This is a genomic window from uncultured Jatrophihabitans sp. (assembly GCF_964244045.1).
Lineage (GTDB): Bacteria > Actinomycetota > Actinomycetes > Mycobacteriales > Jatrophihabitantaceae > Jatrophihabitans.
Genome location: NZ_CAXTHK010000004.1, coordinates 192,052 through 216,943, shown reverse-complemented (window position 1 = coordinate 216,943; position 24,892 = coordinate 192,052). Strand labels below are relative to the sequence as shown.

At 70.4% G+C, this 24,892-nt stretch carries 24 protein-coding genes, 1 tRNA gene, 1 other RNA gene and 1 pseudogene; 18 read left to right on the top strand and 9 right to left on the bottom strand.

Features of this window, described 5'->3' with window-relative positions:
* Window positions 1-19: 19 nt before the first annotated feature.
* The 3 genes from ACFFC4_RS05490 to ACFFC4_RS05480 form a co-directional block, all read right to left on the bottom strand.
* Complete coding sequence (locus tag ACFFC4_RS05490; protein WP_375498565.1) at window positions 20-985, bottom strand: beta-ketoacyl-ACP synthase III; 966 nt, start codon at window positions 983-985, stop codon at window positions 20-22.
* Entirely contained in the window at window positions 982-2,175 is a 1,194-nt protein-coding gene (locus ACFFC4_RS05485; RefSeq protein WP_375498563.1) for an acyltransferase domain-containing protein, read from the bottom strand. The genes ACFFC4_RS05490 and ACFFC4_RS05485 overlap by 4 nt, the downstream gene beginning before the upstream one ends.
* A gap of 162 nt (window positions 2,176-2,337) precedes the next feature.
* Window positions 2,338-3,546, bottom strand: coding sequence for a PucR family transcriptional regulator (locus ACFFC4_RS05480; protein ID WP_375498561.1), 1,209 nt, complete (start codon window positions 3,544-3,546; stop codon window positions 2,338-2,340).
* Window positions 3,547-3,581: 35 nt separating this feature from the next.
* On the opposite strand from ACFFC4_RS05480, the gene ACFFC4_RS05475 reads away from it, so the two are divergent.
* From ACFFC4_RS05475 to ACFFC4_RS05460, 4 genes and pseudogenes are all read left to right on the top strand, one after another.
* Window positions 3,582-4,664 carry a PHP domain-containing protein gene (locus ACFFC4_RS05475; RefSeq protein WP_375498559.1) on the top strand — a complete coding sequence of 361 codons (1,083 nt, stop codon included), beginning with the start codon at window positions 3,582-3,584 and terminating at the stop codon, window positions 4,662-4,664.
* Window positions 4,661-4,987: pseudogene (locus ACFFC4_RS05470) on the top strand (pirin family protein); the annotation flags it as partial. The gene ACFFC4_RS05475 and the pseudogene ACFFC4_RS05470, both read left to right, overlap by 4 nt.
* A 135-nt stretch (window positions 4,988-5,122) precedes the next feature.
* Complete coding sequence (locus ACFFC4_RS05465; RefSeq protein WP_375498629.1) at window positions 5,123-6,076, top strand: aldo/keto reductase; 954 nt, start codon at window positions 5,123-5,125, stop codon at window positions 6,074-6,076.
* Window positions 6,076-7,302, top strand: a complete 1,227-nt coding sequence (locus tag ACFFC4_RS05460) for an FAD-binding domain-containing protein (protein ID WP_375498557.1) — start codon at window positions 6,076-6,078, stop codon at window positions 7,300-7,302. The genes ACFFC4_RS05465 and ACFFC4_RS05460 overlap by 1 nt, the downstream gene beginning before the upstream one ends.
* Before the next feature lie 8 nt (window positions 7,303-7,310).
* Here ACFFC4_RS05460 and ACFFC4_RS05455 read toward each other — a convergent pair whose 3' ends face one another.
* Window positions 7,311-7,631, bottom strand: a complete 321-nt coding sequence (locus ACFFC4_RS05455) for an antibiotic biosynthesis monooxygenase family protein (RefSeq protein WP_375498555.1) — start codon at window positions 7,629-7,631, stop codon at window positions 7,311-7,313.
* 447 nt (window positions 7,632-8,078) lie between these two features.
* Here ACFFC4_RS05455 and ACFFC4_RS05450 point away from each other — a divergent pair, with 447 nt between their 5' ends.
* Complete coding sequence (locus tag ACFFC4_RS05450; RefSeq protein ID WP_375498553.1) at window positions 8,079-8,939, top strand: hypothetical protein; 861 nt, start codon at window positions 8,079-8,081, stop codon at window positions 8,937-8,939.
* 100 nt (window positions 8,940-9,039) lie between these two features.
* Here ACFFC4_RS05450 and aceE read toward each other — a convergent pair whose 3' ends face one another.
* A complete protein-coding gene (gene aceE, locus ACFFC4_RS05445) occupies window positions 9,040-11,793 on the bottom strand; it encodes a pyruvate dehydrogenase (acetyl-transferring), homodimeric type (protein ID WP_375498551.1) in 2,754 nt (917 codons plus the stop codon).
* 170 nt (window positions 11,794-11,963) lie between these two features.
* Between aceE and ACFFC4_RS05440 the strand changes: the two genes are divergently transcribed.
* Window positions 11,964-12,398 (top strand): DUF3052 domain-containing protein, encoded by a 435-nt coding sequence (locus tag ACFFC4_RS05440; protein WP_375498549.1) that lies wholly within the window; start codon window positions 11,964-11,966, stop codon window positions 12,396-12,398.
* Between the two features lie 13 nt (window positions 12,399-12,411).
* Window positions 12,412-12,873, top strand: a complete 462-nt coding sequence (locus ACFFC4_RS05435) for a peroxiredoxin (protein WP_375498547.1) — start codon at window positions 12,412-12,414, stop codon at window positions 12,871-12,873.
* A 10-nt stretch (window positions 12,874-12,883) separates the two neighbouring features.
* On the opposite strand, the gene ACFFC4_RS05430 is transcribed toward ACFFC4_RS05435, so the two are convergent.
* Entirely contained in the window at window positions 12,884-13,489 is a 606-nt protein-coding gene (locus tag ACFFC4_RS05430) for a class I SAM-dependent methyltransferase (protein ID WP_375498545.1), read from the bottom strand.
* 32 nt (window positions 13,490-13,521) lie between these two features.
* On the opposite strand from ACFFC4_RS05430, the gene ACFFC4_RS05425 reads away from it, so the two are divergent.
* The 4 genes from ACFFC4_RS05425 (at window position 13,522) to ACFFC4_RS05410 (ending at window position 16,594) form a co-directional block, all read left to right on the top strand.
* Complete coding sequence (locus ACFFC4_RS05425) at window positions 13,522-14,772, top strand: SURF1 family protein (RefSeq protein WP_375498543.1); 1,251 nt, start codon at window positions 13,522-13,524, stop codon at window positions 14,770-14,772.
* A gap of 61 nt (window positions 14,773-14,833) precedes the next feature.
* Window positions 14,834-14,905: transfer RNA gene (locus ACFFC4_RS05420), tRNA-Val, on the top strand.
* A 364-nt stretch (window positions 14,906-15,269) separates the two neighbouring features.
* Entirely contained in the window at window positions 15,270-16,007 is a 738-nt protein-coding gene (locus tag ACFFC4_RS05415) for a transglycosylase family protein (RefSeq protein WP_375498541.1), read from the top strand.
* Between the two features lie 95 nt (window positions 16,008-16,102).
* A complete protein-coding gene (locus tag ACFFC4_RS05410; protein WP_375498539.1) occupies window positions 16,103-16,594 on the top strand; it encodes a MaoC family dehydratase in 492 nt (163 codons plus the stop codon).
* A gap of 7 nt (window positions 16,595-16,601) precedes the next feature.
* Here ACFFC4_RS05410 and ACFFC4_RS05405 read toward each other — a convergent pair whose 3' ends face one another.
* Complete coding sequence (locus tag ACFFC4_RS05405; RefSeq protein WP_375498537.1) at window positions 16,602-16,937, bottom strand: PLD nuclease N-terminal domain-containing protein; 336 nt, start codon at window positions 16,935-16,937, stop codon at window positions 16,602-16,604.
* Window positions 16,938-17,051: 114 nt separating this feature from the next.
* On the opposite strand from ACFFC4_RS05405, the gene ACFFC4_RS05400 reads away from it, so the two are divergent.
* Genes ACFFC4_RS05400 through ACFFC4_RS05390 form a run of 3 tightly spaced genes read left to right on the top strand, consistent with a single transcriptional unit; the run spans window position 17,052 to window position 20,050 of the window.
* Window positions 17,052-18,215 carry a Nif3-like dinuclear metal center hexameric protein gene (locus ACFFC4_RS05400; protein WP_375498535.1) on the top strand — a complete coding sequence of 388 codons (1,164 nt, stop codon included), beginning with the start codon at window positions 17,052-17,054 and terminating at the stop codon, window positions 18,213-18,215.
* 30 nt (window positions 18,216-18,245) lie between these two features.
* The gene (locus ACFFC4_RS05395; protein WP_375498533.1) at window positions 18,246-18,983 is read left to right on the top strand and encodes a zinc ribbon domain-containing protein; all 738 of its coding nucleotides are present in this window, start codon (window positions 18,246-18,248) and stop codon (window positions 18,981-18,983) included.
* Window positions 18,980-20,050, top strand: coding sequence for a histidine phosphatase family protein (locus tag ACFFC4_RS05390; RefSeq protein ID WP_375498627.1), 1,071 nt, complete (start codon window positions 18,980-18,982; stop codon window positions 20,048-20,050). The genes ACFFC4_RS05395 and ACFFC4_RS05390 overlap by 4 nt, the downstream gene beginning before the upstream one ends.
* A gap of 3 nt (window positions 20,051-20,053) precedes the next feature.
* Here the strand turns inward: ACFFC4_RS05390 and ACFFC4_RS05385 are convergent, their stop codons facing one another.
* The gene (locus tag ACFFC4_RS05385; protein ID WP_375498531.1) at window positions 20,054-21,292 is read right to left on the bottom strand and encodes an SLC13 family permease; all 1,239 of its coding nucleotides are present in this window, start codon (window positions 21,290-21,292) and stop codon (window positions 20,054-20,056) included.
* Window positions 21,293-21,323: 31 nt separating this feature from the next.
* Complete coding sequence (locus ACFFC4_RS05380; protein ID WP_375498529.1) at window positions 21,324-21,839, bottom strand: VOC family protein; 516 nt, start codon at window positions 21,837-21,839, stop codon at window positions 21,324-21,326.
* Window positions 21,840-21,881: 42 nt separating this feature from the next.
* On the opposite strand from ACFFC4_RS05380, the gene rnpB reads away from it, so the two are divergent.
* The 4 genes from rnpB (at window position 21,882) to ACFFC4_RS05360 (ending at window position 24,890) form a co-directional block, all read left to right on the top strand.
* An RNA gene (gene rnpB, locus ACFFC4_RS05375) (RNase P RNA component class A) lies at window positions 21,882-22,279 on the top strand.
* 33 nt (window positions 22,280-22,312) lie between these two features.
* Window positions 22,313-23,608 carry a saccharopine dehydrogenase family protein gene (locus ACFFC4_RS05370; protein ID WP_375498527.1) on the top strand — a complete coding sequence of 432 codons (1,296 nt, stop codon included), beginning with the start codon at window positions 22,313-22,315 and terminating at the stop codon, window positions 23,606-23,608.
* Window positions 23,609-23,632: 24 nt separating this feature from the next.
* Entirely contained in the window at window positions 23,633-23,956 is a 324-nt protein-coding gene (locus ACFFC4_RS05365) for an STAS domain-containing protein (protein ID WP_375498525.1), read from the top strand.
* A 13-nt stretch (window positions 23,957-23,969) separates the two neighbouring features.
* Window positions 23,970-24,890, top strand: coding sequence for a LysR family transcriptional regulator (locus ACFFC4_RS05360; protein WP_375498523.1), 921 nt, complete (start codon window positions 23,970-23,972; stop codon window positions 24,888-24,890).
* The last annotated feature ends 2 nt before the right edge of the window (window positions 24,891-24,892 follow it).

The following is a 24,892-nucleotide window of genomic DNA, read 5'->3' as shown; positions in this document are numbered from 1 at the left end:
GCAGGGGCCCGACCGGACGTCAGGGGGCGAGCAGGACCTGGGCGGCGAAGGCCAGCCCTGCACCGAAGCCCAGCACCAGGACCGGTGCGCCGGAAGGGATCTCGCCGCCTTCGACCATGCGCGAGAGCGCAAGCGGGATCGTCGCCGCGGAGGTGTTGCCCGAGGTGGTGATATCGCGGGCGACGATCGCGTTCGGCAGCCCGATGCGGCGGGCGAGCGCGTCGATGATGCGCAGGTTGGCCTGGTGCGGCACGAACGCGACAATGTCCTCAAGCGGTACGCCGGCCTTCTCGCAGGCTTCGATCGCCACCGGGGCCATTGCGCCCGTGGCCCAGCGGTAGACGGCCTGACCCTCCTGGCGGAACATCCGGCTTCGCTCATCGATGGCGATCGCGTCGGCCTGCGAACCGTCGCTGCCCCAGGCCACCGGACCGAAGCCGGGGGAGTCCGAGGGTCCGACGATCGCGGCTCCCGCGCCGTCGGCGAGGATGATGCTGGTGGAGCGGTCGGTCAGGTCCAACCAGCCCGAGAAGCGCTCGGAGGCGACCACCAGGACGTTGCGCGCCTGTCCGGTCAGTACCGCGGCCGATGCCGCATTCAACGCGTAGACGAAGCCGGAGCACCCGGAGTTCAGGTCGTACGCGCCGGGCGAATCGATCCCGAGACGGGTGGCGACGTTGGGCGCGGCGCCGGGCACGGGGGTCGGCATAGTGCAGGTGGCCACGATGACGAGGTCGACGTCCGCGGCAGCGACGCCGCTGGCGGCCAGCGCCTTGCTGCCGGCCTGCTCGGCCATGTCGACCACGGTCTCGTCGGGGTCGGCCCAGCGTCGCTCGGCGATACCGACCCGGGTCTTGATCCACTCGTCATCCGTGTCGACGCCGCGGGCGATGAGGTCGTGGTTGGTGACGATGTTGCTCGGTCGGTAGTGCCCGAGCCCGAGGATGCGGGTGCCGGCCGGGCCGGTGGTGAGCGAGAGGGTCATGTCAGGCCGCCGGACTGGGAGGTTTCGGCTGACAGCCGCGCGACCGGCAACCCGGCGGGAACGATGTCGCCGTCATGGCGCAGCCACTCGTCGAGTACGCCGGACGCACCGGCCACGATGGCCTGCTCGTCGCGGTTGGTGCGCACGGTGCCGATCTGCGCACCGCGGGCGACGGGCTGGCCTTCGGCGACGGTGTCGGCGCGGGTGAACACGCCCTTCGCCGGCATCACCACGACGCGGAACTCGGGGGTGTGCTCGCCCTGACCGTGCTGCGGGCTGCTGGCCACCAGGGCGCGGGCCTTGTCGAGGTCGTCGGGGGTCTTCACAGCGACCAGTTCGACGCCCTTCAGCTCACGCTTCGCAATTCCGGTGAGCACGCCACCGGGCGCGAGCTCGAGCGCAGCGGTCACGCCCAGGGCAGCGCACGTGGCCAGGCACAGATCCCAGCGCACCGGCAGGGTGACCTGCCGGACGAGGCGGGCCAGCAGCTCGGAGCCGGTCGTGACGGCCGAGCCGTCGGCGTTCGACAGCAGGATCGGGTGCGGGTCGGCGATGGCAACCGAATCGGCGTAGGCGCGCAGTGCCTGCTCGGCCGGTGCCATGTAGTGCGTGTGGAACGCGCCGGCCACGGCCAGCGGACGGACCGCCCGCAGTCCCTCGGGAGGGTTGGCGGCGAACGCCTCGAGCGCGTCGAGCGACCCGGCGGCGACGATCTGCCCGGCGCCGTTGCGGTTGGCCGCGGTAAGGCCCGCGGCCTCGATGGCGGCTGCGACGGCATCGGGGTCTCCGCCGCCGAGCACCACCGACATGCCGGTCGGCACCAGCGCGCAGGCGGCGGCCATCTCGGCGCCGCGGCGACCGGCGAAGGCGACGGCATCTTTCGGGGTGAGGGCGCCCGACACGGCGGCGGCGGTCAACTCGCCGACACTGTGCCCAGCGACGACTCTTTCGTCCGCTGCGTCCAGGCCGAGCTGGCCGGCGGCGATGACGCCGAGTGCGACGAGCAGCGGCTGGGTGACGGCGGTGTCCTTGATCTCGTCGGCGTCGGCCGTGGTGCCGAGCCGGGCGAGATCGAGCCCGGTTGCCTCGGAGAACGCGGCGACCTGTTCGGCAACGCCGTTGAGTTCGAGCCAGGGACTGAACATGCCCGGGGACTGCGCGCCCTGTCCGGGAGCGAATACGGCTAGCACCCGTCTAGCCTCCCGCGGATCGGCCTCCGCGCGCGACCGTGACACTCACAGGGTTGGTGCACCAGGGTTGTAGGACATCTACAAGTGAGTACGCAATATTGCCAGCATGTGGCCGGTGTTCGTTGTCGATTAACTCAACATTTCTGTGCCTGCGACATAACGTCACATGCCGGCGTCGGCCAACCGGCCCAGGACGAGCGCGACCCGCAGCGTCAGTGCTCCCCGTGCGTCGGTCGGCGACTCCCCGCAGATCTCGGCCACCCGCCGCAGGCGGTAGCGGACGGTATTGGCGTGCACGAACAGCACTCGGGCGGTTGCCTCGAGAGCGCCACCGGCGTCGAGGAACGCCGCAACCGTGTCGGCCAGCCCGCCGCCGGCCTCGACCAGCGGCCGGTAGACGTCGGTGACGAGCTGCTCGCGGGCATCGACCTCGCCGGCCAGCGCGCGCTCGGGCAGCAGGGCGTCGGCCTCGACAGGTCGCGGTGCGCCCGGCCACGCCGCGACGGCGCGCAGTGCGCTGAGCGCGGCACGCGTCACCCGGCCGGCGGCGGACAGATCGGGGGCGACGGGGCTGATCACCACGGGTCCCGTGCCGAAGACGGGCAGCAGCTTGCTGGCGATGCGCTGCGCCCCGGGCGTGCCGTCGGAGACGCTGCCGATCACGACGACGAGCCGATCGGCGTGCAGGCCGGCCATCGCGTCGAGCCCGCGTCGTGCTGCCCGGGTGTGCACGGCGGCCAGCGCGCTGTCGGCCGGGCCGCTCGGTGCCGGCCCGACGATGCTGACGATGGGCCCGGACCCCGTCCAGCCCAGGGCGGCCAGCTGACTGGGCAGCGGATCACCGACCAACGATCCGCTCACCAGGTTGTCGATCACCAGCGCCTCGAGGCGGCGATCCCACGAGCCACGGTTCTCCGCGGCCGTGGCGTAGACGCGCGCCGCCGCGAAGGCGATCTCGCGGCTGAAACGCAGCAGTTCGTCACGCACCGCGGCGTCGTCCGTCCGGCCGGCCAGGTCGGGTACGTGCTCCTCGGCCACAGCGATGGCCTCGCGCACCAGCTCGACGGTCTGCGCGAGGGTGACGTTGCTGGCCATGTCCGGTGGCGCCGTGGCGAACACCTCGCCGGTCAGGCGCAGCACGTCATCGGGCGTGCGCAGCCACTCGACGAACGACTGCAGGCCGGCCTGCGCCACGAGCATGACCCACGAGCGCTGGTCGGGCGGCAGCTCACGGAACCACGGAAGCTTCTCGTCCATCCGGGCGACGCTCTGCGTCGAGAGCCGGCCGATCGCCTGCTCGATGCGGCGCACGGTCTCGTCCTCGAGCCCGGCGCGCGTCACCCGCGCATTGGTCACCTGCTGGCGGGGCACCCGCCCACCCTGCCACGCCGCACTACGGTCGAGGAATGAGCGACGCTTGCGGAACGAAGGGTGGCGCGAGTCGCGACCCCGTCGAGGACCTCAAGCAGATCGCCTACCTGCTCGAACGGTCGCGTCAACCGACCTATCGGGTCAAAGCCTTTCGCAACGCGGCGAGCACACTTGAGGGTCTCGGGCCGGACGAGGTCGCCGCGCGGGTCGAGGCCGGTACGATCGGCGAGGTCAAGGGCATCGGCAAGACGACGGCGGCGGTCGTTGCCGAATCCGTCCGTGGCGAGCTGCCGGCCTACCTGGCGAAACTGCAGGCGGCAGAGGACGAGCCGGCAGACGACGCGACAACGGCGATCCGCCGCGCGTTGCGCGGGGACTGCCACCTGCACTCGGACTGGTCCGACGGCGGCTCGCCGATCCCTGACATGGCCGACGCTGCCCGCCGTCTCGGGCACGAGTACATGGTTCTCACCGACCACTCGCCGTCGCTGACCGTCGCCAACGGCCTGTCGGTCGAACGGCTCGAGCAGCAGCTTGACGTGATCGCTTCGCTCAACGAGGTCTACGCGACCGACGGCGGCCCGCCGTTCCGCATCCTCACCGGCATCGAGGTGAACATCAACGACGACGGCACTCTCGACCAGAAGCCGTCGCTGCTGGCCCGGCTCGACCTCGTCGTGGCCAGCCTGCACGGCAAGCTGCGGATGCCATCGGAGGAAATGACGCCGCGCATGGTGGCGGCGATCGCCAACCCGAACACCGACGTCCTGGGCCACTGCACCGGCCGGCTGATCACCGGCGGTCGAGGCACCCGCCCGGAGTCCGAATTCGACGCCGACATCGTGTTCGCGGCCTGCGAGGCGTTCGGGGTGGCCGTCGAGATCAATTCCCGCCCCGAGCGGCTCGACCCGCCTACGCGCCTGCTGCGGCTGGCCGTTGAAGCCGGCTGCCTGTTCACCATCGACACCGACGCTCATGCGCCAGGACAACTCGATTGGCAGAGCAACGGCTGCGAGCGGGCGGTGCGTTGCGATGTGCCGGTCGCGTCGATCGTCAACAGCTGGCCTGCCGAGGACCTGCTGGCGTGGACGGCGGATCACGAGTCGCGCCCCTCATGAAGGCAGAGCGCCGCTTCCATACCGTGCAGTCTGGTATTGAGACGTGGCATACCTACTCGGCCGGCGCGCATTACGACCCGGATCACCTCTCGTACGGACCGGTCGTCGGGCTGGACGAGCACCTGGTCGAGCCGGGTGCCGGCTTCGCCTGGCACGCACACCGAGGCGTACATATCGCCACCTGGATACTCGAAGGTACGTTGCGGCATGAGGACTCGAATGGCTCGCTTCGGCTCGTTGTCCCTGGTGAGCTGCTCGTCCAGTGCACCGGCGACGGCATCCGTCATCGCGAGACCAACGCCTCCGACATCGAGCCGCTGCGATTCGTCCAGGTGACCATCTTGGGCGATGGGCCGGTTGGCGTGCGGTCGACGGCCCCACCGGCTTCGGTGGCCAATGTTGTGCTCGACGTCGAGCTGGGCGAGCTTGTCGTGTCGTTGGCTCCTACTGTGGATGGCATGGAACGCATCGAACTCGGCGGACTCACCACCTCGGCACAGGGCCTCGGCTGCATGGGCATGAGTCAGAGCTACGGGCAGGGCGACTGGGACGAGTCGATCTCGGTGATTCATCGGGCCATCGAGCTCGGCGTCACGATGATCGATACGGCCAACGTCTACGGCACGGGGCACAACGAGGTGCTGGTCGGGCGCGCGCTGCACGACCGGCGCGACCAGGTCGAGCTGGCCACCAAGTTCGGCATCGACAACACCATGGGTTGGGACAACCGGACGATCCACGGCACCGCCGGTTACGTGCAGCAGGCCTGCGAGGACTCGCTGACCCGCCTCGGCGTCGAGCACATCGACCTGTACTACCTGCACCGCCCGCCGCAGGACGCCGAGATCGAGGAGACGGTCGGCGCCATGGCGGCGCTGGTCGAGCAGGGCAAGGTGCGCTTCCTCGGGCTGTCCGAGGTCGACGACGGCCTGCTGCGCCGCGCCCACGCCGTCCACCCGATTGCCGCTGTGCAGAGCGAGTACTCGCTGTGGACCCGCGACCCCGAGACGACGGTGCTCGCGGCATTGCGTGAGCTGGGCGTCGGGCTCGTCCCGTTCTCGCCGCTGGGCCGCGGCTTCCTCACCGGCACCCTTGACCCGTCGACGTTCGGCGAGAAGGACTTCCGCGCCCGCAACCCACGCTTCGTGGGCGAGGCGGCTGCGGCGAACCAGCAGATCGCCGACGCAGTGGCCGAGGTCGCCCGTCGGCACGACGTGGCCCCGGCGCAGATCGCGTTGGCGTGGGTGTCGCAGCGCGCGGGCACGCTCGGCGTCCCGGTCGTGCCGATTCCGGGTACCAAACGGACGAAGTGGCTCGAGCAGAACGTCGCTGCGCTGGACGTCGAACTGACTGCTGATGACCTCAGCGAGCTGGACGGGTTGGCCGACAAGGTGGTCGGCGCCCGCTACTGATGGGCGTCCTGCCTGCGCCGCCGTCCCTCGCCGACGGTTCGACCCGCGACGATGTGGTGCGGTGGGTTGCCGAGCATCTCGGCTACCTGACCTTCGAGGGGCCTGACGGCGTTCGTCCCGGGGGTTTCGTCGGTGGGCAGTCCGCCGCCGACGCAGCGCTGAACGCCCTCGACGTCTCGGGGTACGCCCGACGCCGCAACGAGGTGCTGCCCGAGTCGCGGCGCGGAGCATCGCGGATGTCGCCCTACATCCGGCACGGCCTGCTCACCCTGCGCGAGGTCTGGGACGCCGTGGCCGATGCGCCCGCCGACGACCGGCGCCGTTATCGCGACGAGCTGCTGTGGCAGGAGTACGCACGGCACCTGTACGCGCGGGTCGGTGCGGCGAACGGTTCGGCGCTGCGTCGTGAGCAACCGCGGTCCGGCGCATGGGAAGGCGAGCCGTGGCCGCCGGAGATGCGCTGCATGGAGCACGTCGTCGGCGAGTTGCACGACGAGGGTTGGCTGGTGAACCAGACCCGCATGTGGCTGGCCTCGCAGTGGGCAGTGCGGGCCGGTGCCGATTGGCGGACCGGCGAGGACGAGTTCTTCGTGCACCTGCTCGACGGTTCCCGCGCAGCGAACCGGCTCGGCTGGCAGTGGACGGTAGGTACCGGCAGCGGCAAACCCTATGGGTTCAGCCGGTGGCAGGTGCGCAAGCGGGCGCCGCAGCTGTGTCGTGAGTGCGCGCTGTCCCACGCGTGTCCGATCGAGCAGTGGCCCGACGCCGATGCCGGGCCGGCGGTCGACGGTCCCGACCTCGGGCGTGGGGCCACCCCGTCGGGACCGGCTGCGGTCGAGGGCGCGGGCGGCACCACGGTGTGGCTGACCGCCGAATCGCTAGGAGGCACTGATCCGGCTCTTGCAGCCGACCCCGACCGGGCAGCTGTCTTCGTGTTCGACGAACCGCTCCTGGCCCAGCTGCGACTGTCCGGCAAGCGGCTGGTGTTCTTGGCCGAGACACTCGGCGAGCTCGCGGCCGTGCGTCCGCTCGAAATCCGATTGGGTCGGGTCGTCGACGAGCTCGCCGGCTTGGAGCTCGCCGCGACGTGGACGCCGGTGCCGGGGTGGGCCATCCGGGCGCGGCATCTCCGCCCGGTCGAGGTGCATCCGTGGCCGTGGCTGGTCGTCCCCGGTAGCGGGCCGGTGGGTTCCTACTCGTCCTGGCGTCGCGCGCTGAAGGTGTAGCTGACGGTCTAGTTGGTGACGGCGATCTCGTAGTTCCAGACCTCGCTGTGCACCCCGACCGGCTTCGGCGCGTCTCCGCCGTCGCGTTCCTGCTGCGAGCGGTGGCCGTGCGCGAACGCCGACGACTTGACCCAGGTCTGGAACGCCTCCTCGTCGCGCCAGCGGGTGAGCACCAACCAGGTGGTGCGCTCGTCGGAGGGCTTGAGCAGTTCGAAGCCTTCGAAGCCGTCCTGGTCGTCGACCGCTCCGGCGCGTGCGGCGAACCGGTGGGCGAGCTCGTCGCCGCTGCCGGACTCGACGGTAATGGCGTTGATCTTGATGATGGTCACGCCCTACATCCTCCCCCCACCCTCGCTTGGCGCCTGCAGTGGTCGTTGGCTTGTGCGTTCCAGCGACCAGAACAGGCACCAAGCGCAGACGCCCGGACTGCGCTTCACGCCTGCAGTGGCTACAGGATCGTCGTTCGTAGTGACCACAGCAGGCGTGAAGCGGCGGAGGTTGTGGACAACTCGAGCAGTGTGGGCGGCGGCATCGCATGATTTCCGTTCATGTCGATCGATCCGTGGAACCCGCCCGTCCCGCCTTCGCCGCGTGACGTTGGACCGGCCGCCCAGTGGCGCGGGTGGTGGCTCTCTCGCGAGGTTGACCCGGTGGCCCGCGGCCAAGGATTTGTCCTTGCCACAGGACAGCTACCGGCGGCCGGCGTGACCAGATCCGCTGCGCGCTACGCCGTGCGGACCGGTCGTCTCACCGCCGCGGGCCGAGGCGTAGTTGGCATGGTTTCGGTCTGCGACCCAGAAGAGTCGCAAGACGACTTCGTACTCGCGCGGCGGCGCCATGCGCTCGCCGCGGCAGCGGCCGCGCGGCTCCGTCCCGATCACGTGGTGAGCGGCCGTAGCGCCGCGATCCTGCATGGTTTGCCGACCCTCGCCGTGCCGCCCCGACCGGAGCTGACCGCCCGTAACCCCTCGGGCAATGGCCGTCGCAACAGCAGCCACGTCTTTTCTGCGTCGATCGTCGACGCTGAGGTCGCAACGTGGTTCGGAGTGCCGCTTGCGACCGTCGAGCGAACGATCGTGGATCTTGCGCGACACAATCGTCGGGACGGGATCATGGCCGCCGACGCAGCGCTGTGGCAGGAGCTCATCGACGTCCAGCAGATCGAGGAGTCGCTCGCCCGGTCGCGAGGATGGCCGGGCGTTCGACAGGCTCGCGCGGTGTTGGCGCTTGCGTCGTCCCTGGCCGAATCCCCGCTCGAGTCCATCACCCGCCTCGCCATGTACGACGACGACTTTCCCGAGCCGCAACTGCAGTACTACATAGGCGGTCGACGAATCGATCTCGCGCTGCCCGACCACCGCCTGTTGATCGAAGCAGACGGACGGGTCAAGTACCGCACCCCGACCGACGCGTCCTCCGACGATGCGCTGTGGCAGGAGAAATTGCGCGAGCAGGCAGTCCGACGGCCTGGTTGGTGGATGGAGCGCGTCATCTGGGGTGACGTGACGACCAGCTGGCCGATGACGAGTGACCGGTTGTGGCGGGCCCTGCAACGACTCGGACCGCTCCCACCCCGAACGCCTTGGCGCCTGTTGTGGCCGCTGGACGAACCGGGCCGGTGGCCACTGCAGGCGTGAAGCGGGTGGCCGGGGCGACGTCTTGGCGCCTGCTGTGGTCGTTGCAGCCGCACGATCCGTGACCACAGCAGGCGTGAAGCGGCAAGGGGAATCGAGATTCCTAGGCGGCGCCTTCGGTGTTGCCGGGGCCTGCCGCCGTCACCGAACCCAGCTGATACTTGTCGAACGCCTCGCGGGGGGCCTCGCGCTTGACCTCGCCGCGGCGGGCGAGCTGCTCGAGGGTGGCCATCACGATCGATTGGGCGTCGACGTGGAAGAACCGGCGGGCCGCGCCGCGGGTGTCGGCGAAGCCGAAACCGTCCGTGCCCAACGACGTGTAATCACCCGGCACCCACCGCGAGATCTGGTCCGGCACCGCCCGCATGAAGTCCGACACCGCGACCACCGGTCCAGCGGAGTCGGCCAAGGACGAGGTCACGAACGGCACCGGGGCCTCCTCGCCCGGGTTCATCAGCGCTTCCTGCTCGCAGGAGACCGCGTCGCGGCGCAGCTCGTTCCACGACGTCACCGACCAGACGTCGGCGTCGACGCCCCACTCCTCGCCGAGCATCCGCTGCGCCTCGAGGGCCCACGGCGCGGCGACGCCCGACGCGAGCAGCTGCGCCCTCGGCCGGCCGGTGTCGGTGAGTCCGCGGGAGAACAGGTACATGCCCTTGAGCAGCGCGGACACGTCGAGATCCTCCGGCTCGGCCGGCTGGATGATCGGCTCGTTGTAGATCGTCAGGTAGTAGAAGATGTCGTGCTCGCTCACCTCGGCGGAGGAGAACGCGCCGACGCCGTACATGCGGGCCAGGCCGGCCCGGATGATGTGCGCGATCTCGAAGGCGAAGGCCGGGTCGTAGGCGACGCACGCCGGGTTGGACGACGCCAGCAACGGCGAGTGCCCGTCGGCGTGCTGCAGCCCCTCGCCGGTCAGCGTCGTGCGACCCGCCGTGGCACCGAGCACGAACCCGCGACCGAGCTGATCGGCCAGCTGCCAGAACTGGTCGCCGGTGCGCTGGAAGCCGAACATCGAATAGAAGATGTAGAACGGGATCATCGGCGTGGCGTGCGTGGCGTAGGACGTCGACGCCGCGATCAGCGAGGCCATCGAGCCGGCCTCGGAGATGCCCTCGTGCAGGATCTGCCCGGTGGTGGACTCCTTGTAGGACAGCAGCATGTCGCGGTCGACGGCCTCGTACTCCTGGCCGTGCGGCGAGTAGATCTTGGCCGTCGGGAAGATCGCGTCGAGACCGAACGTGCGCGCCTCGTCCGGGATGATCGGCACGAAGCGCGAGCCGATCTCCTTGTCCTTCATCAAGTCTTTGAAGAGCCGGACGGTGGCCATCGTCGTCGCCACCTGCTGCTTGCCCGACCCGCCGCGGAACTCGGAGTAGACCTTCTCACCGGGCAGCGTGAGTGGCTTCGCCCGCACGACGCGCTTGGGCAGGGCGCCACCCAGCGCGGCACGTCGCTCCTTCATGTACTGGATCTCGTCGGACTTTTCGCCCGGGTGGTAGTACGGCGGCAGGTCGGCCTCGAGCTCCTTGTCGGAAATCGGCAGGTACAGCCGGTCGCGGAAGGCCTTCAGGTCGGCGGCGGTCAGCTTCTTCATCTGGTGCGTAGCGTTGCGGCCCTCGAACGATTCGAGCGTCCAACCCTTCACCGTGTGCGCCAGGATCACCGTCGGCTGACCGGTGTGCGCCCGCGCGGCCTCGAAGGCGGCGTAGACCTTGCGGTAGTCGTGCCCGCCGCGCGACAGCTTGCGCAGCTCGTCGTCGGACATGCTCTCGACCATCCTGCGCAGCCGCGGGTCGGTGCCGAAGAAATGCTCGCGGATGTACGCGCCGCTCTCGACCGTGTAGGTCTGGAACTGCCCATCCGGCGTCTGATTCATCTGGTTGACGAGCGCGCCGTCGCCGTCGCGCGCGAGCAGCGGGTCCCAGTCGCGGCCCCACACCACCTTCAGGACGTTCCAACCGGCGCCGCGGAAGTACGTCTCCAATTCCTGGATGATCTTGCCGTTGCCGCGCACCGGGCCGTCGAGACGTTGCAGGTTGCAGTTGATGACGAACGTGAGGTTGTCGAGCTCCTCGCGGGCCGCGACGCCGATCGCGCCGATCGACTCGACCTCGTCCATCTCGCCGTCGCCGAGGAACGCCCAGACGTGCGAGTTGGACGTGTCCGCGAGGCTGCGGGCGTGCAGGTAGCGGTTGAACCGTGCCTGGTAGATCGCCCCGATCGGCCCCAGGCCCATCGACACGGTAGGGAACTCCCAGAACTCCGACATCAACCGCGGGTGCGGGTAGGAGGACAGGCCGTACGGCGCGGCCGAGACCTCCTGGCGGAAGCCGTCGAGGTGCTGCTCGGTGAGGCGTCCCTCGAGGTAGGCGCGGGCGTAGATGCCAGGTGCGGCGTGGCCCTGGAAGTAGACCTGGTCGCCCATGCCGGAGGCGAGGTCCTTGCCACGGAAGAAGTGGTTGAAACCGACCTCGTAGAGCGACGCGGCTGAGGCGTACGTGGCGATGTGCCCGCCCACCCCGACGGTCTTGTTCGCGCGCGTCACCGCAATAGCGGCGTTCCAGCGGATGTAGGCCCGAATGCGCCGTTCGATGTCCTCGTCACCGGGGAACCAGGGTTCGCGCTCGGGCGGGATCGAGTTGATGTAGTCCGTACTGCGCAGGCCGGGCACGCCGACCTGCCGCTCACGCGCACGCTCCAGCAGTTTCAGCATCAGGTAGCGGGCGCGCTGTGGGCCGTCGGAGTCGATTGCGGCGTCGAGCGACTCGAGCCATTCCCGCGTTTCTTCGCGGTCTATGTCCGGTAGCTGGTTGGGTAAGCCATCGGTGATGATGCTGAAACGGTCGCGGGTCACGCGCGTTCTCCTCACGTCTCGGGCGCGCAGTGCACGGTCGGCGGGGTACGCCGAGTGCATTGCGGTCGCCTTCCAGTCAACACCTTCCCGAGCCGCTAGGGTCGGCTAGGGAGTTACTCGTAGGTAGTGCACCGAGCACCGCCATCCACGTACTCGAGGAGGACGTCGTTGTGAGCCCGACCGCCCCGTCCGGCAACGGACCGGGAATCGCCGAGCACCTGGGACTCAAGCCCGGCATGATCGTTATGGAATCCGGCTACGACGACGACGTCGACGAGGACGTCCGAGACAGCATCGCCGAGCTGATCGGCGCTGACATGGAGGACGAGGGCACCGACGAGGTCGTCGACGTCGTGCTGCTCTGGTACCGCGACGGTGACGACGATCTGACCGACGTACTCGTCGATTCGATCTCCCCACTCGCCGACGATGGCTACATCTGGCTGCTCACCCCCAAGCGCGGCCGCGACAACTACGTCGAGCCGTCCGACATCGCCGAGGCTGCGTCCATCGCCGGCCTCTCGCAGACGTCCATCGCCACCGTGGGCGACGGCTGGTCCGCCGCCCGGCTGGTCGGACGCAAGTCCCCGAGTTCGAAGAAATGACCGGAGGAAAAAAATGACTGCTCCCGACATCGGCGACGAAGCCCCCGACTTCACGCTGAAGGACCAGAACAACGAGGAGGTGACGCTCTCGTCGTTCCGCGGCGACAAGGCCGTGCTGATCGTCTTCTACCCGTTCGCATTCACCGGCATCTGCACCGGCGAACTCACCCGCGTCCGCGACGAGCTCGACACCTTCCAGAACGACGACGTCCAGGTGCTGACCATCAGCGTCGACTCTGCGTACACGCACAAGGTCTTCAGCGAGCGCGAGGGCTTCGAGTTCCCGCTGCTGTCGGACTTCTGGCCGCACGGCGCCGTCGCGCAGGCCTACGGCTCGTTCCACGACGGCGGTGGGATGGCCATCCGCGGCACGTTCCTCGTCGACAAGGAGGGCGTCATCCGCTTCCGCGAGCTCAACGGCCCAGGCGAGGGACGCGACGCATCGGCCTGGCAGGCGGCCATCAAAGCTCTGTAGCCAGCACAGCTTAGGACGGCCGGCGGACGCGCAGCAGCGCGTCGATCGCCGGCCGTTCCGCGTTCTCGACCGGCCGGAGTACCTCCTCGGCCTTCTCGAGCTCGAGATCCGTACCCGCCAGGTCGTTCATGACCTCCGCAGCGGTGTAGAGCACCGCCGGGTCCTGCGGGCCGCCCGTGCCGTCGACAAGGTTGCGCGAGTCGTGCGCGATGACGAGCAGCACGCCACCCGGGTCCAGCGCCCGCGCCGCGTGCTGCACCGCCGCGGCGCGGAGCGGAGCGGGCAGCTGCAGGTAGCACAGCAGCGCGAGATCGACAGGTTGGTCGACCTCGTAGGTCGTGGCGTCGGCTGAGATCCACTCGATACCCGCATCGGGCGGCTCGGCGGCCCGGCCCTTGTCGAGGGCGACTGCCGAGAAGTCCACGGCGACTACGTGCCACCCCCGCGTTGCAAGCCAGATCGCGTTGCGTCCCTCGCCGCACGCGAGGTCCAAGGCGCGTGCCGGTGGCAGGTCGCGGACCTCCTGTTCGACCCAACGGTTCGGTGCGCCGCCCCACACGCTTGTCGACGCGGCGTAGCGGGCGTCCCACTCGTCGGCGTCCCACCCGTTGGACATGCCGCGACGCTACCCGGACGTACGCTGATCTCGTGCTGCGCGCCGCTAGATCCGGGTGGGTCTGGACGCTGCGTCAGCCGCGGTACGCGACGTTGGCCGCGATCATGGTGTTACTCGCCGTCGGGTGTGTGGGAGCGGGGACGTTCGAGTTGCACCGCTTCCACGAGAAGCGCCACGACAACCGTGCCCTCAAGGCCAACTACCACTCCGCGGCGGTGCCGCTGACGACCGACCTGGTGCCGCTCACCGGAGCCGGCGCGGCACCCGACACGCTGGCCATCCGCTGGCGTACGGTCACCGCCCGCGGATCGTGGGACGCGAGCGGGCAGCAGTACCTCGGCAACGAGTCCCGGGGCGACGAACAGGGTTTCATCGTGCTCACCCCGCTGCGGACCTCGACCGGGACCCTGCTCGTCGCGCGCGGCTTCTTGGCCGCCACCTCGAGCGGAGCAAGGCCGAAGGACGCGCCGGCGCCGCCGTTGGGCACCGTCACGGTCCGCGGCCGGCTGTACCCCACGTCGAGCAGCAACGACGGTTCCGGGCAGCTGCCGGACGAGGAAATCACCGCCGTCAACGCGACGCGGCAGGCCGCCCGGCTCGGCCTGCCGGTCTACCAGGCCTACGCTGCGCTCGAGGCCTACCAGTCCGGCACACTCGGGCTCGACGCGCTGCCTGGCCCCAGCCTCGACAACCCGACCGGGGGAGCGGGCGAGCTGCAGCTGCTGTCCTACGTGGTGCAGTGGTATGTCTTCGCCCTGCTGGCGCTACTCGCGCCGTTCGCCTTTGCCCGGGCCGACGCGAGAGAGGCGCGGCGCCGCTTCCTGGGGCTGGATGACGATGACGTCGAATTCGATCTCGCGGCCCGTCGGCCGGTGGCCGCTCTCGACGCGGGCGACGACGCACACGATCTCGCGCCCGCGGTGCGGGCGAGCGCCGAGCTGGCCCGCGCAGGAGCCGATGTCCGGTGGCAAGCGGCGGAGCGTCTCGCCGACCGCTACGGCCGCTCACTCGGCCCACGACCGGACGCCAACCCAGCGCTACGCCGCGCTCCCGCCCTCCGCGAGCCGGCCGGCCCGGACAGCGCGCACGCCCCGCACCGCAGCAGCGACAGCTACCACGGCACCTACAACGATTACCTGTGGTCGCTGGCCATGGCCGACGGCAATCTTCCCGAGGTTGTCCCGGACACCCCCGTCCACCGTGTGACGGACCCCACGGAGCACAACACGGACGGTTCGATCGACGCTGCCGAGGGTGCCGATCGCTGCGAGCGCGATCGGTGAGGCGATCGGCTGCGGCCTGTACCCTCGGCGGGCGCGGCAGCATCGCCAGAGCCGTGTATACGGGCGTTTAGCTCAGCGGGAGAGCACTCGGTTTACACCCGAGCGGTCACTGGTTCGATCCCAGTAACGCCCACCGGTGTGAGGTTGCTGTCGAACCCAGAGCCAAAGGTCCCTTACACCCGTCCACAGCAACCGACAACGGTGTTTGTTTAATCGTTGTCGATATGTCACCGTCTCCCGAGGCCGCGAAACCGCCCCAGTCGGGGCATTCGCCGCACCGGGCAGGGATGGTGCGACGTGCCGGTGTCCCGCGCGGGACGCCGAGGCGGGGCCGACCCGGGATCCCCGATAGCTGAACACAGGTCGCCACGACAACCCGCAGGGTACGGCGACTGCTCGCCACTGGCCGGCTCGGTCGTCAGACGACCCAGGGCCCCACGGCGACGGGGGAACGATCCGAAGTGACGGCAGCGCCGTCGGGAAAGGCAACGACACACATGGCATCACGTTCTTATGTGCCCCGGCACGCCGTCATCCCGGAGCCGTCCAGCGGTGCAGTTCGCCGTTCGGCCACGGTGCTCGCGGCGTCCGTAGGGGTCGCGGCGGTGGCCAGCACCACATTCGCCGGCACCGCCGAGGCGAAGTCCGGCCACGACACGGTCTGGGACCGCGTCGCCCATTGCGAGAGCACCCAGAACTGGGACATCAACACCGGCAACGGTTACTACGGCGGCCTGCAGTTCGACTCGGGCACCTGGCACGCCTATAACGGCGGGAAGTATGCGAGCCGTGCCGACAAGGCGACCCGCGCCGAGCAGATCCAGGTGGCCCGCCGCGTCCTGAACAAGCAGGGCGCCGGGGCCTGGCCGACATGCGGTGCCCGCGCCGGGCTGTCCAAGTCCAGCGGTCACGCCACCAGCGACGCCCTGCCCACGGATGCCGGTGACGGCATGACCGCCGGCCCGGTCAGCGCGGTCAAGCACCAGGCCACGAAGAGCAAGGTGACCAAGCACAAGGCTGCTAAGGCTGCTAAGGCTGCCAAGGCTGCGACGACGAAGGCCAAGTCGCGCACCACCCATGGCGCCACCATCACCGTGCACCGCGGCGACACGCTCAGTGGGCTGGCCAGCAAGCACCACGTGCACGGCGGCTGGCACACGCTCTACCGGGCCAATAAGAAGCGCCTGCACAACCCCAACGTGCTGCACGTCGGCCAGAAGTTGGTCCTGCCTTAACGAGCAGCAGGACGCACTCAGCGCCACGCACAACGGCCCGGGCCTTCCGCCCGGGCCGTTGCTCGTCAGCGCTACGGTCGAGATCCGACCCAACGATGGGCCCGGACGAGAGGAGCACCGTGGCACTCGCGACGTACCGCAGCATCGAGGACCTGGAAGCGGCGATCGGCGTCGAGACCGGCCCCGGCGAGTGGCTGGAGGTGACGCAGGAGCGCGTGAACGGCTTCGCCGACGCCACCGATGACCATCAGTGGATCCACCTCGACGTCGAACGGGCGAAGGACGGGCCCTTCGGCACCACGATCGCTCACGGGTTCCTGACCCTGTCCCTGCTGCCCTACTTCGGTAACGAGCTCCGCGAGCTGCAGAACGTCCGGATGGCGGTGAACTACGGCTTGAACAAGGTGCGCTTTCCCGCGCCCGTGCCGGTGGGCAGTCGGCTGCGAGCCACCAGCTCTGTGCTGTCGGTCAAGCGTCTGGACGCCGCGTCGGCGCAGGTCGTCACGCAGATCAGCGTGGCGATCGACGGCGCCGGCAAGCCGGCGTGCGTCGCCGAGACCGTGGCGCGGATCTACTTCGAGGACTGACCGCGCGTCAGGTGTCGTCCGGGCGCTCGTCGCGGTCACGGGCCCGGCGCTGCTCCTGCACGTGCGCGTCCAACGCGGCCAGGAACTCGTCGTCGTCGTCGGGCGAGCTGGCCCGCACGGTCTTGGGCCGGGCAGCGCCGACGAGCGCGGGCTCCCGCACCCAGGGCCGACCGAACACGAGCCAGGCAACGGCGCCGATCGCAGCGAAGAGGATGACGATGGCCAGCCACCCCAGCTTGGGCAGGTTGCGCACCTGATCCCGGCCGGTGGTGATGACGTCGATGATGCAGAACATCCACAGCCCGAACGCGACGACGCCGAGGATCCCGTCGAACAGCACCATGAGCGACCTCCCGTCACGCCGGACGTTCGCGACGTTACGCGACGAATCACAGGATCAGTTCTGAGCGGCTGATCGCGATCGAGCTGCGGCGCGGCCCGGAGTAGGTTCGCCGTCGTGTCCGATCCCGGCAGCGCACCGACCCTAGACGACGTCCGGGCCGCGCTGGACGGCTGGTTCGACCCGCGCTGGGCCGAGCCCTGGGACGCCGTCGGTCTCGTGTGCGGCGACCCCGACGAGCCCGTGCGACGCATTGTGCTCGCCGTCGATGCCGTGGCGGCGACCGTGGCCGAGGCGCTCGAGTTCGGCGCGCAATTGCTGATCACCCACCACCCGCTGCTGCTGACCGGGGTGCACGGCATCCCGGTCGACGAGCCCAAGGGCGCGCTGGTGCACCGGATGATCCGCGGCGGCGTCGCCCACCTGGTCGCGCACACCAACGCCGACGTCGCCGACCCCGGCGTCTCGGACGCGCTGGCCGAGCGGCTCGGCCTCACCGACCTGCGGCCGCTGGACGCCCAGGACGGTGAGGTGCTCGACAAGCTCGTCGTCTTCGTGCCACATGCCGACGCCGAGGCGTTGATCGCGGCGCTTGCTGCTGCCGGCGCCGGGCGGCTGGGCGACTACGACCACTGCGCATGGACGACGTCGGGCGAGGGCCGCTTCCGCCCGCAGCCCGGCGCGCACCCGGCGATCGGATTGGTTGGCGAACTCGAGCGGGTGCCCGAGACGCGCGTCGAGATGGTCGTGCCCCGACCCGCACGTGCCGACGTCGTGGCCGCACTACGCACCGTCCACCCGTACGAGGAACCGGCGTTCGACCTGCTCGCCCAGGCGCCGCTGCCCTCGCGTCGCGGTACGGGACGCATCGGCGAACTGGCCGCAACCACCAGCCTGGCCGCGTTCACCCGCCACGTCGCCGCCGTCCTGCCGGCAACCGTGTGGGGGGTGCGCGCAGCGGGCGACCCGGACCGGCCGGTCCGCACGGTGGCGGTCTGCGGCGGCGCGGGCGGCTCGCTGGCCGACGAGGCACGTCGCCGAGGCGCCGATGCCTACGTGACCGCCGACCTGCGCCATCACCCGGCCGTCGAGGGCGTCACCGAACTCGGGCCGGGGGCCATGGCGCTGATCGACGCCGCCCACTGGGCAACCGAGGCACCCTGGCTCGACGCCCTGGCGGCCGCGCTGCGCACGTTCTTCGGCACTACGGTGGAGGTCCGGGTGTCGCAGCTCGTCACCGATCCCTGGACGGTGCACGCGCCGTCCGTCCGCGCCCGCTGACAACGACCTCGCAAGGAGCCCGAACCGCACGTGAACGCCGATCCCGCCGACCAGCTCCGCCTGCTCGACCTGCAGGCGGTCGACACCGCGCTCGCGCAACTGACGCACAAGCGGCGCACGCTGCCCGAACTCGCCGAGCTGACCGCGCGCGCGACGACAGCGGCCGAGGCGACGAACCGGTTGATCGACGCGCAGACCCTCGTTGCCGACATCGAGCTCGAGCAACGCCGGCTCGAGAACGACGTCGACACCGTGCGCACCCGCGCGGCGAAGGACGAGTCCCGCCTGCAGGCCGGTGGCCTGCCGGCCCGCGAGCTCGAGGGCCTGCAACACGAGATCGTCAGCCTTGCGCGCCGCCAGTCGTCACTCGAGGACGACCTGCTCGAGGTCATGGAGCGCGGCGAGCAGGCCGAATCCGATCTCGCGGCGGCGCGTACGCACGAGGAATCCGTGCGCTCGGAGATCAGCGAGCTGGAAACCCGCCGGGACGCCTCGTTCGCCGAGATCGACAACACCGTCGGTCAGCGCGAGCCGCAGCGAGCCGCGATCGCCACGGCCCTGCCCGGCGACCTGCTGGCCCTGTACGAGAAGTCCCGCGCGGCCGGCGGCCACGGTGCGGCAATGCTGCGTCAACGGCGGTGCGAGGGATGCCGCATCGAGCTGTCCGGCAGCGAGGTGTCGGCGCTGCGCTCGGCCGCACCCGACGCCGTGGTCCGCTGCGAGAACTGCCGCGCAATCCTCGTGCGCACCACGGAGTCGGGGCTCTGAGCGCCTCCGTCGTCGTCGAGGCCGACGGCGGCTCGCGCGGTAACCCGGGCCCGGCCGGCTACGGCGCCGTCGTGTTCGACGCCGCCACCCACGCCGTCCTGGCCGAGCGCGCCGAGTCGATCGGCACCGAGACGAACAATGTGGCTGAGTACCGCGGTCTGATTGCGGGCCTGCAGGCGGCGCGTGAGCTCGGGGCGATGCATGTCGTGGTGCGAATGGACTCCAAGCTCGTCGTCGAACAGATGTCGGGACGCTGGCAGGTAAAGCACCCGGCCATGCGTCCTCTGCACCGCGAGGCCGGCGAGTTACGTCGGGCCTTCGACGCCGTCACCTTCGAGTGGATCCCGCGCGCGCTCAACAGCCACGCTGACCGGTTGGCCAACGAGGCCATGGACCGCGCCGCCGGCGTCGAACCCCGACCGGCCCGGCCGACGACTGGATCGTGGACACCGCCCACCGGCCCGGCCACCCGGCTGCTGATCGTGCGGCACGGCTCGACCGCCCACTCGGCCGAGCGGCGGCTGTCCGGGCGCAACGACCTGCCGCTCAACGACGTCGGCCTCGGGCAGGCCGCCGCGCTCGCCGGCCGCGACTTCGGCGCCGTCGACGCGATCGTCAGCTCGCCGCTGCGCCGGGCGCGCGAGACTGCTGAGGCGATCGCCGGGCCGCGCGGGTTGGACGTCCAATTCGTCGACGACCTGGCCGAGGTCGACTTCGGCGCCTTCGAAGGCCTGACCATGACCGAGGCCAAGGCGGCGCATCCCGACGCCGCCGCGGCGTGGCTGGCTTCGGTCGACGTCGCCCCACCGGGCGGCGAGTCCTTCGCCGCGCTCGCCCGTCGGGTGCGCCGGGCCCGCGATGCCATCGTGGCCGAGCACGCCGGCCGCACGATCGTCCTCGTCTCCCACGTCACGCCGATCAAGACCCTCGTTCGGCTGGCCCTTGACGCCCCGCCGTCGGCGCTGTTCCGCACGCACCTCGACACCGCATCGGTCTCGCGGATCGACTACACCGGCGATGCCGCGTCGCTGCGACTGTTCAACGACACGAGTCACCTACCGTCCTGAGCGTCACACGCCGATCGTCCGGACGCCGACCCACAGCGCGGTGGTGGCGAGCACGACGAGCAGCGGGACGCTTAGCAGGCCGAGGCGATGGAACTGGGACGCGTTCGGTTTCTCGGCCGCGGGCAGCAGCCGGCGCCAGAGCAGCGTCGCCAACGAACCCGGGTAGGTCGCATTCGGTCCGATGTTCACGCCGAGCAGCACGGCCAGCACCCACGCCGGGTTGCCGCTGACGATCGGGATCAGCGCGAGGGTGGCCGGCAGATTGTTCACCAGGTTGGCCAGCACCGCGGCGACTGCGGCGAGCCCGAGCAGCGCAAGCCAGGAGGTACTCGACGGCACGAGGTGCTCCAGCGCGTTCGACAGCCCGTGCCGGGTCACGCCGTCGACAACGACCGCCAGCGCGAGGACGAACGCGCAGAACCCCGGCGACGCTGCCCACACGAGCGGCAATGGACGGATCGTCCGCCACCGTGGGACGAGCAGCGCCACGCAACCGGCGAGGGCGGCCCAGGCCGGCGCGACGTCGATCGACGACGTCGCCACGAACAGGGCGACGGTGATCAGCAGGACGGTCAGGGCGTAGCGCGGCGGCGCGGGTGCCGGCGGCGCTTGTGCACCAGCCCCGCGCAGGTCGTCGCGGAAGAACGCGCGCAGCCCGCCCCATTCGGCGACGCAGACCAGCACCCAGGGCAGCACCATCAATGCGGTGAATCGCCCGAACGACAGTCCGGACGCGGTGAACGCGAGCAGATTGGTCAGGTTCGAGACCGGCAGCAGCAGCGAGCCGCTGTTGGCCAACCGCGTGCAGGCATAGACGTGCGGCCTGGCCGGCACACCGAGCCGGGACGTCGTGGTCAGTACGACCGGTGTCAGCAGCACCACGGTGGCGTCCAGGGTCAGCGTGGCCGTGACGCCGGCGGCCAGCAGCACCACCAGCCTGAGCAGCCGGCGCGGACTACCTCGCGACGCGGACGCAGCGATCGCACCGAGGTAGGCGAAGACGCCGTCCTCGGCGCACAGGTGGCCGAAGACCAGGATGGCGGCGAGGAACGCAACGGTCGGGCCGATCTCGCGCAGCGCATGCGTGGCGGCCGACCACGGCACGATGCGAAGGGCCACGACGAGGACGGCGGCGGGCACCGCGACGACGGCCTCGCTGAGTCCACGCGGCCGCAGTACAGCGAAGGCCAGCGCAGCGGCCAGCAGCAGCAGCGCCACGACCTCCGCTGCGACGCCATGCACGGCGCGAGCCTAGGTCACCGCTGTCCGGCGGTCAGAGCAGCTCGAGACCGTCGAAGCGGCCGAGCTCCTCGCGGTAGAGCTCGATGCCCATGCCGTTCGGGTCGCGGATGTAGAGGCTGTCGTCGGCGCCGCGGTCGGGCCCGACGTAGTCGATCCCCGAGGCATCGAGCTTGGCCAACGCCGTGTCGAACTGCTCGGCCGACACCGAGAGCGCCAGGTGCTGCAGGGCGCCGATCGTCTCCTTGTACGGCTCCTGCTCGAGGCCGGGGAAGTCGAAGAAGCCGAGCAGGGTGTGGTTGCCGAGGTCGAAGAAGAAGTGACTCGATCCGGCGTAGTCGCGGTTCTCGACCAGCTCGACGAGCGGGAACCCGAGGAACTCCTGGTAGAAGCGGATGGTCTCCTCGACGTCGCGGCAGACGAACGCCGCGTGGTGGATGCCGCGCGTGGTGGGTGCCGGTCGCTCGCCGAGCGGGCGCAGGTAGCTCGAGCGCAATTGACGGCGCCGCTCGCGCACCGCCGTCAGCTCGTCTCCGGTGGGTTCGGGCATGAGCCGAGCGTAGTTCGCAGGTAGTGTCGTCGGCGCGGCGGACGAGCCGACCGGACGGCCGCGTCTGCCCTGACGGGCAGCCGAGGAAAGTCCGGACTCCACAGGGCAGGGTGGTTGCCAACAGCAACCCGGGGCGACCCGCGGGACAGTGCCACAGAAAACAGACCGCCGGCGTGCTGGTTCGCCAGTCGCCGGTAAGGGTGAAACGGCGGTGTAAGAGACCACCAGCGTTCCGGGTGACCGGAGCGGCTTGGTAAACCCCACCCGGAGCAAGGTCAAGAACGGCCGGTTCGCCGGCCGGCGCAGGCGTTCGAGGGCGGCCCGCCCGAGCCTGCGGGTAGACCGCTCGAGCCTGCCGGCAACGGCAGGCCTAGATGGATGGCCGTCACCGTCGCCCTCGGGCGGCGGCACAGGATCCGGCTTACAGGTCGACTCGTCCGCCGCCTGTCCGTCGCACCGCCTACGCTCGGCCTGTGGACGACCGCCGGTACGACCTCGTGCTGTGGGGCGCGACGGGGTTCGTCGGCCGGCTGATCGCACGGCACCTGGCTGATCAGCTGCGAGCCGAGCAGGGTGGGCGGGCGCGGATAGCGCTGGCCGGCCGGTCCCAGGCGCGGTTGCAAGCGCTGGCAGACGAGCTGGACGTCGACTGGCCCTTGATCGTCGGCGACGCGACCGATGAGCGGCAACTCGCCAAGCTCGCCGCGTCGACGGCGGTGGTGGCCACGACGGTCGGCCCCTACCTGCGGCGCGGGCTGCCGCTCGTCCTGGCGTGCGCCCGGGCGGGCACGTCCTACTGCGACCTGTCCGGCGAAACGCTGTTCGTGCACTCGAGCATCGCGGCGGCGCACCAGCAGGCCGCCGACACCGGCGCGCGCATCACGCACGCCTGCGGCTTCGACTCGGTGCCCTCGGATCTTGCCGTCCTGCTGCTGCACCAGCGTGTCACCGCGGACGGGGAAGGCACGCTGACCCGCACCATCAACGTGCTGACTTCGGCGTGGGGCGGCATCAGCCGCGGCACGCTCGACTCGCTGCTCGGCGATCGCGCCGCGGCCAGGTCCGATCCGGCAATGCGGGCCATCGCCGACGACCCGTGGGCGTTGTCGACGCAGCCCGGCGCGCAACGGCCGGCACGCACGGACAACGTGTGGCCCACTCGGGATGCGCTGACCGGCCGTTGGGTCGCGCCGTCGCTGTTCGGGCCGTTCAACGAACGCATCGTGCGCCGCAGCGCCACCCTGCTCGACGCAGTCGACGGCGACGAGCACGGGTACGGGCAGGGCTTCGACTACCACGAGTACCTCGGCGCCAGCACCACCCCGGTCGCTCCGCTGCTCGCGACCGGCCTCGCTGCCGGGCTGAGCGCCGCCAGGGCCGTGCTGTCCTCGCCGCTGCCCCGTGCGCTCGTCAGCCCGCTGCTGCCTGGCCCCGGCCAAGGTCCCTCGGCCCGCACGCAGCGCCGAGGGTTCTTCCGCATGGAGATCACAGCGCGCACGACCACCGGCGCCGAGTACCTGGCCGTCGTGTCGGCCCACGGCGACCCGGGTTACGCGGCGACGGCTGTCATGTTCGCCCAGAGCGCGCTGGCCCTGGCCGTGGACGCACCGAGTGCGCCGGGCGGGGTGCTGACCCCGGCGGTGGCTGTCGGCGCGACGTTGCCCGACCGGCTGCGTCGCCAGGGTTTCGTGCTGTCGGTCGAGCGCCTGCCCACCCGTAGCCGGTCGGTGGTGACCACGCCCGACCCGCCCGCCCGCGCGGCCGAGTGAGGGTGACCAGTACCCTCGCCAGCTATGGACCTGGACATCATCGAGGACGCCGACGTCGACGAGCGTGCCGTATTGCTGATCTCTGGCTCCATCGACCTCGACAGCCGCGAGAAGCTCCTGGCCGCCGGGCGTGAATCGCTCGGCCGTGACGACGTCGACGGCTTGATCCTCGACCTCGCCGGCGTCACGTTCATGGACTCGACCGGCATCGGGGCCTTCGTCGAGTTGTCCCGCGACGCCGAGGACCGCGAGGCCAGCTTCGCGATCCGCAACCCGTCGCCGCGCGTGCAGCGGCTCGTCGAACTCGTCGGCCTCACCGACGTCTGGGCGCCGTCCACCGACTCCTGAGGTTCGTCCGCCTATGGACCTCGACCCGCGCCGGCTCGTTGTCCTGCGCGCGATCGACCGGCACGGTGGCGTGGTCGGGGCCGCCGCGGCGTTGCACGTCTCCCCGTCGGCCGTCTCGCAGCAGTTGGCCATGCTCGAACGCGAATCCGGCTTCGTGCTCGTCGATCGCTCGCGCCGCGGTGGTCAGCGTCCACTCGAGTTCACCCCTGCTGGTCGACGTCTCGTGGCGCACGCCTACGAGCTCGTACAGGTGCTCGAGAACGCGGAAGCCGAACTGGGGTCGTTGGCCGACGACATCACCGGTGAGGTGCGCATCGCGGCGTTCTTCACCGTGCTGCGTGGGTTCGCCGGCACTGCGCTCGTCGAACTTGGCCGGACGTACCCGGCACTGCAGCCGCGGGTGTCCAACATCGACGACCGGACGGCCGTCGACGACGTACAGGCAGGCCGCGTCGATCTCGCGCTCGTCGAGGATGACGCCCAACGTCGACGCATCGCCCCCCGTGGCCTGCATTACGAGGCGCTCGCCGACGATCCGTTCCGCGTCGCCGTACCGGTCGGCTGGCCCGAGTTCGACGACCTCGAAGCGGTCGCTGATCGGCAATGGATCGACGGCCCTGCCGACAGCGCCACCGGCCAGGCGATGGCCCGCGTCCGTGCGACCACCGGACTGGCTCTGCCGGCGCCGCATCTGTGCCGTGAGTTCACCGCGGCGCTGGCCATGGTCGCGGCCGGGCTGGCCGGAGCGTTGATCCCGGGGCTCGCGGTCGCGGCGTCCGCGCCGGCCGACGTCCGCATCGTGTCCGTGCCCGGGCTCGGCGCCCGCCGCATCGGGGTGGTCTATCGCCGCTCACGCAACGAACCGACGCCGGCGGTGCGCGTGGTGCTCGACCTGCTGCGCACGGCGGCGTCGGCTGCTATGGCCGGGGCCTGAGT

What these genes read in the sequence shown, in the direction of transcription:
- ACFFC4_RS05380 (WP_375498529.1), bottom strand. Translation starts at nt 21,839, where the DNA reads ATGCCCGAACCCACCGGAGACGAGCTGACGGCGGTGCGCGAGCGGCGC.
- ACFFC4_RS05405 (WP_375498537.1), bottom strand. Translation starts at nt 16,937, where the DNA reads ATGGTGCTGTTCGACGGGATCCTCGGCGTCGTCGCGTTCGGGCTGTGG.
- ACFFC4_RS05415 (WP_375498541.1), top strand. Translation starts at nt 15,270, where the DNA reads ATGGCATCACGTTCTTATGTGCCCCGGCACGCCGTCATCCCGGAGCCG.
- ACFFC4_RS05475 (WP_375498559.1), top strand. Translation starts at nt 3,582, where the DNA reads ATGAGCGACGCTTGCGGAACGAAGGGTGGCGCGAGTCGCGACCCCGTC.
- ACFFC4_RS05460 (WP_375498557.1), top strand. Translation starts at nt 6,076, where the DNA reads ATGGGCGTCCTGCCTGCGCCGCCGTCCCTCGCCGACGGTTCGACCCGC.
- ACFFC4_RS05430 (WP_375498545.1), bottom strand. Translation starts at nt 13,489, where the DNA reads ATGTCCAACGGGTGGGACGCCGACGAGTGGGACGCCCGCTACGCCGCG.
- ACFFC4_RS05465 (WP_375498629.1), top strand. Translation starts at nt 5,123, where the DNA reads ATGGAACGCATCGAACTCGGCGGACTCACCACCTCGGCACAGGGCCTC.
- ACFFC4_RS05450 (WP_375498553.1), top strand. Translation starts at nt 8,079, where the DNA reads ATGGTTTCGGTCTGCGACCCAGAAGAGTCGCAAGACGACTTCGTACTC.
- ACFFC4_RS05410 (WP_375498539.1), top strand. Translation starts at nt 16,103, where the DNA reads ATGGGCCCGGACGAGAGGAGCACCGTGGCACTCGCGACGTACCGCAGC.
- ACFFC4_RS05435 (WP_375498547.1), top strand. Translation starts at nt 12,412, where the DNA reads ATGACTGCTCCCGACATCGGCGACGAAGCCCCCGACTTCACGCTGAAG.
- ACFFC4_RS05360 (WP_375498523.1), top strand. Translation starts at nt 23,970, where the DNA reads ATGGACCTCGACCCGCGCCGGCTCGTTGTCCTGCGCGCGATCGACCGG.
- ACFFC4_RS05365 (WP_375498525.1), top strand. Translation starts at nt 23,633, where the DNA reads ATGGACCTGGACATCATCGAGGACGCCGACGTCGACGAGCGTGCCGTA.
- ACFFC4_RS05490 (WP_375498565.1), bottom strand. Translation starts at nt 985, where the DNA reads ATGACCCTCTCGCTCACCACCGGCCCGGCCGGCACCCGCATCCTCGGG.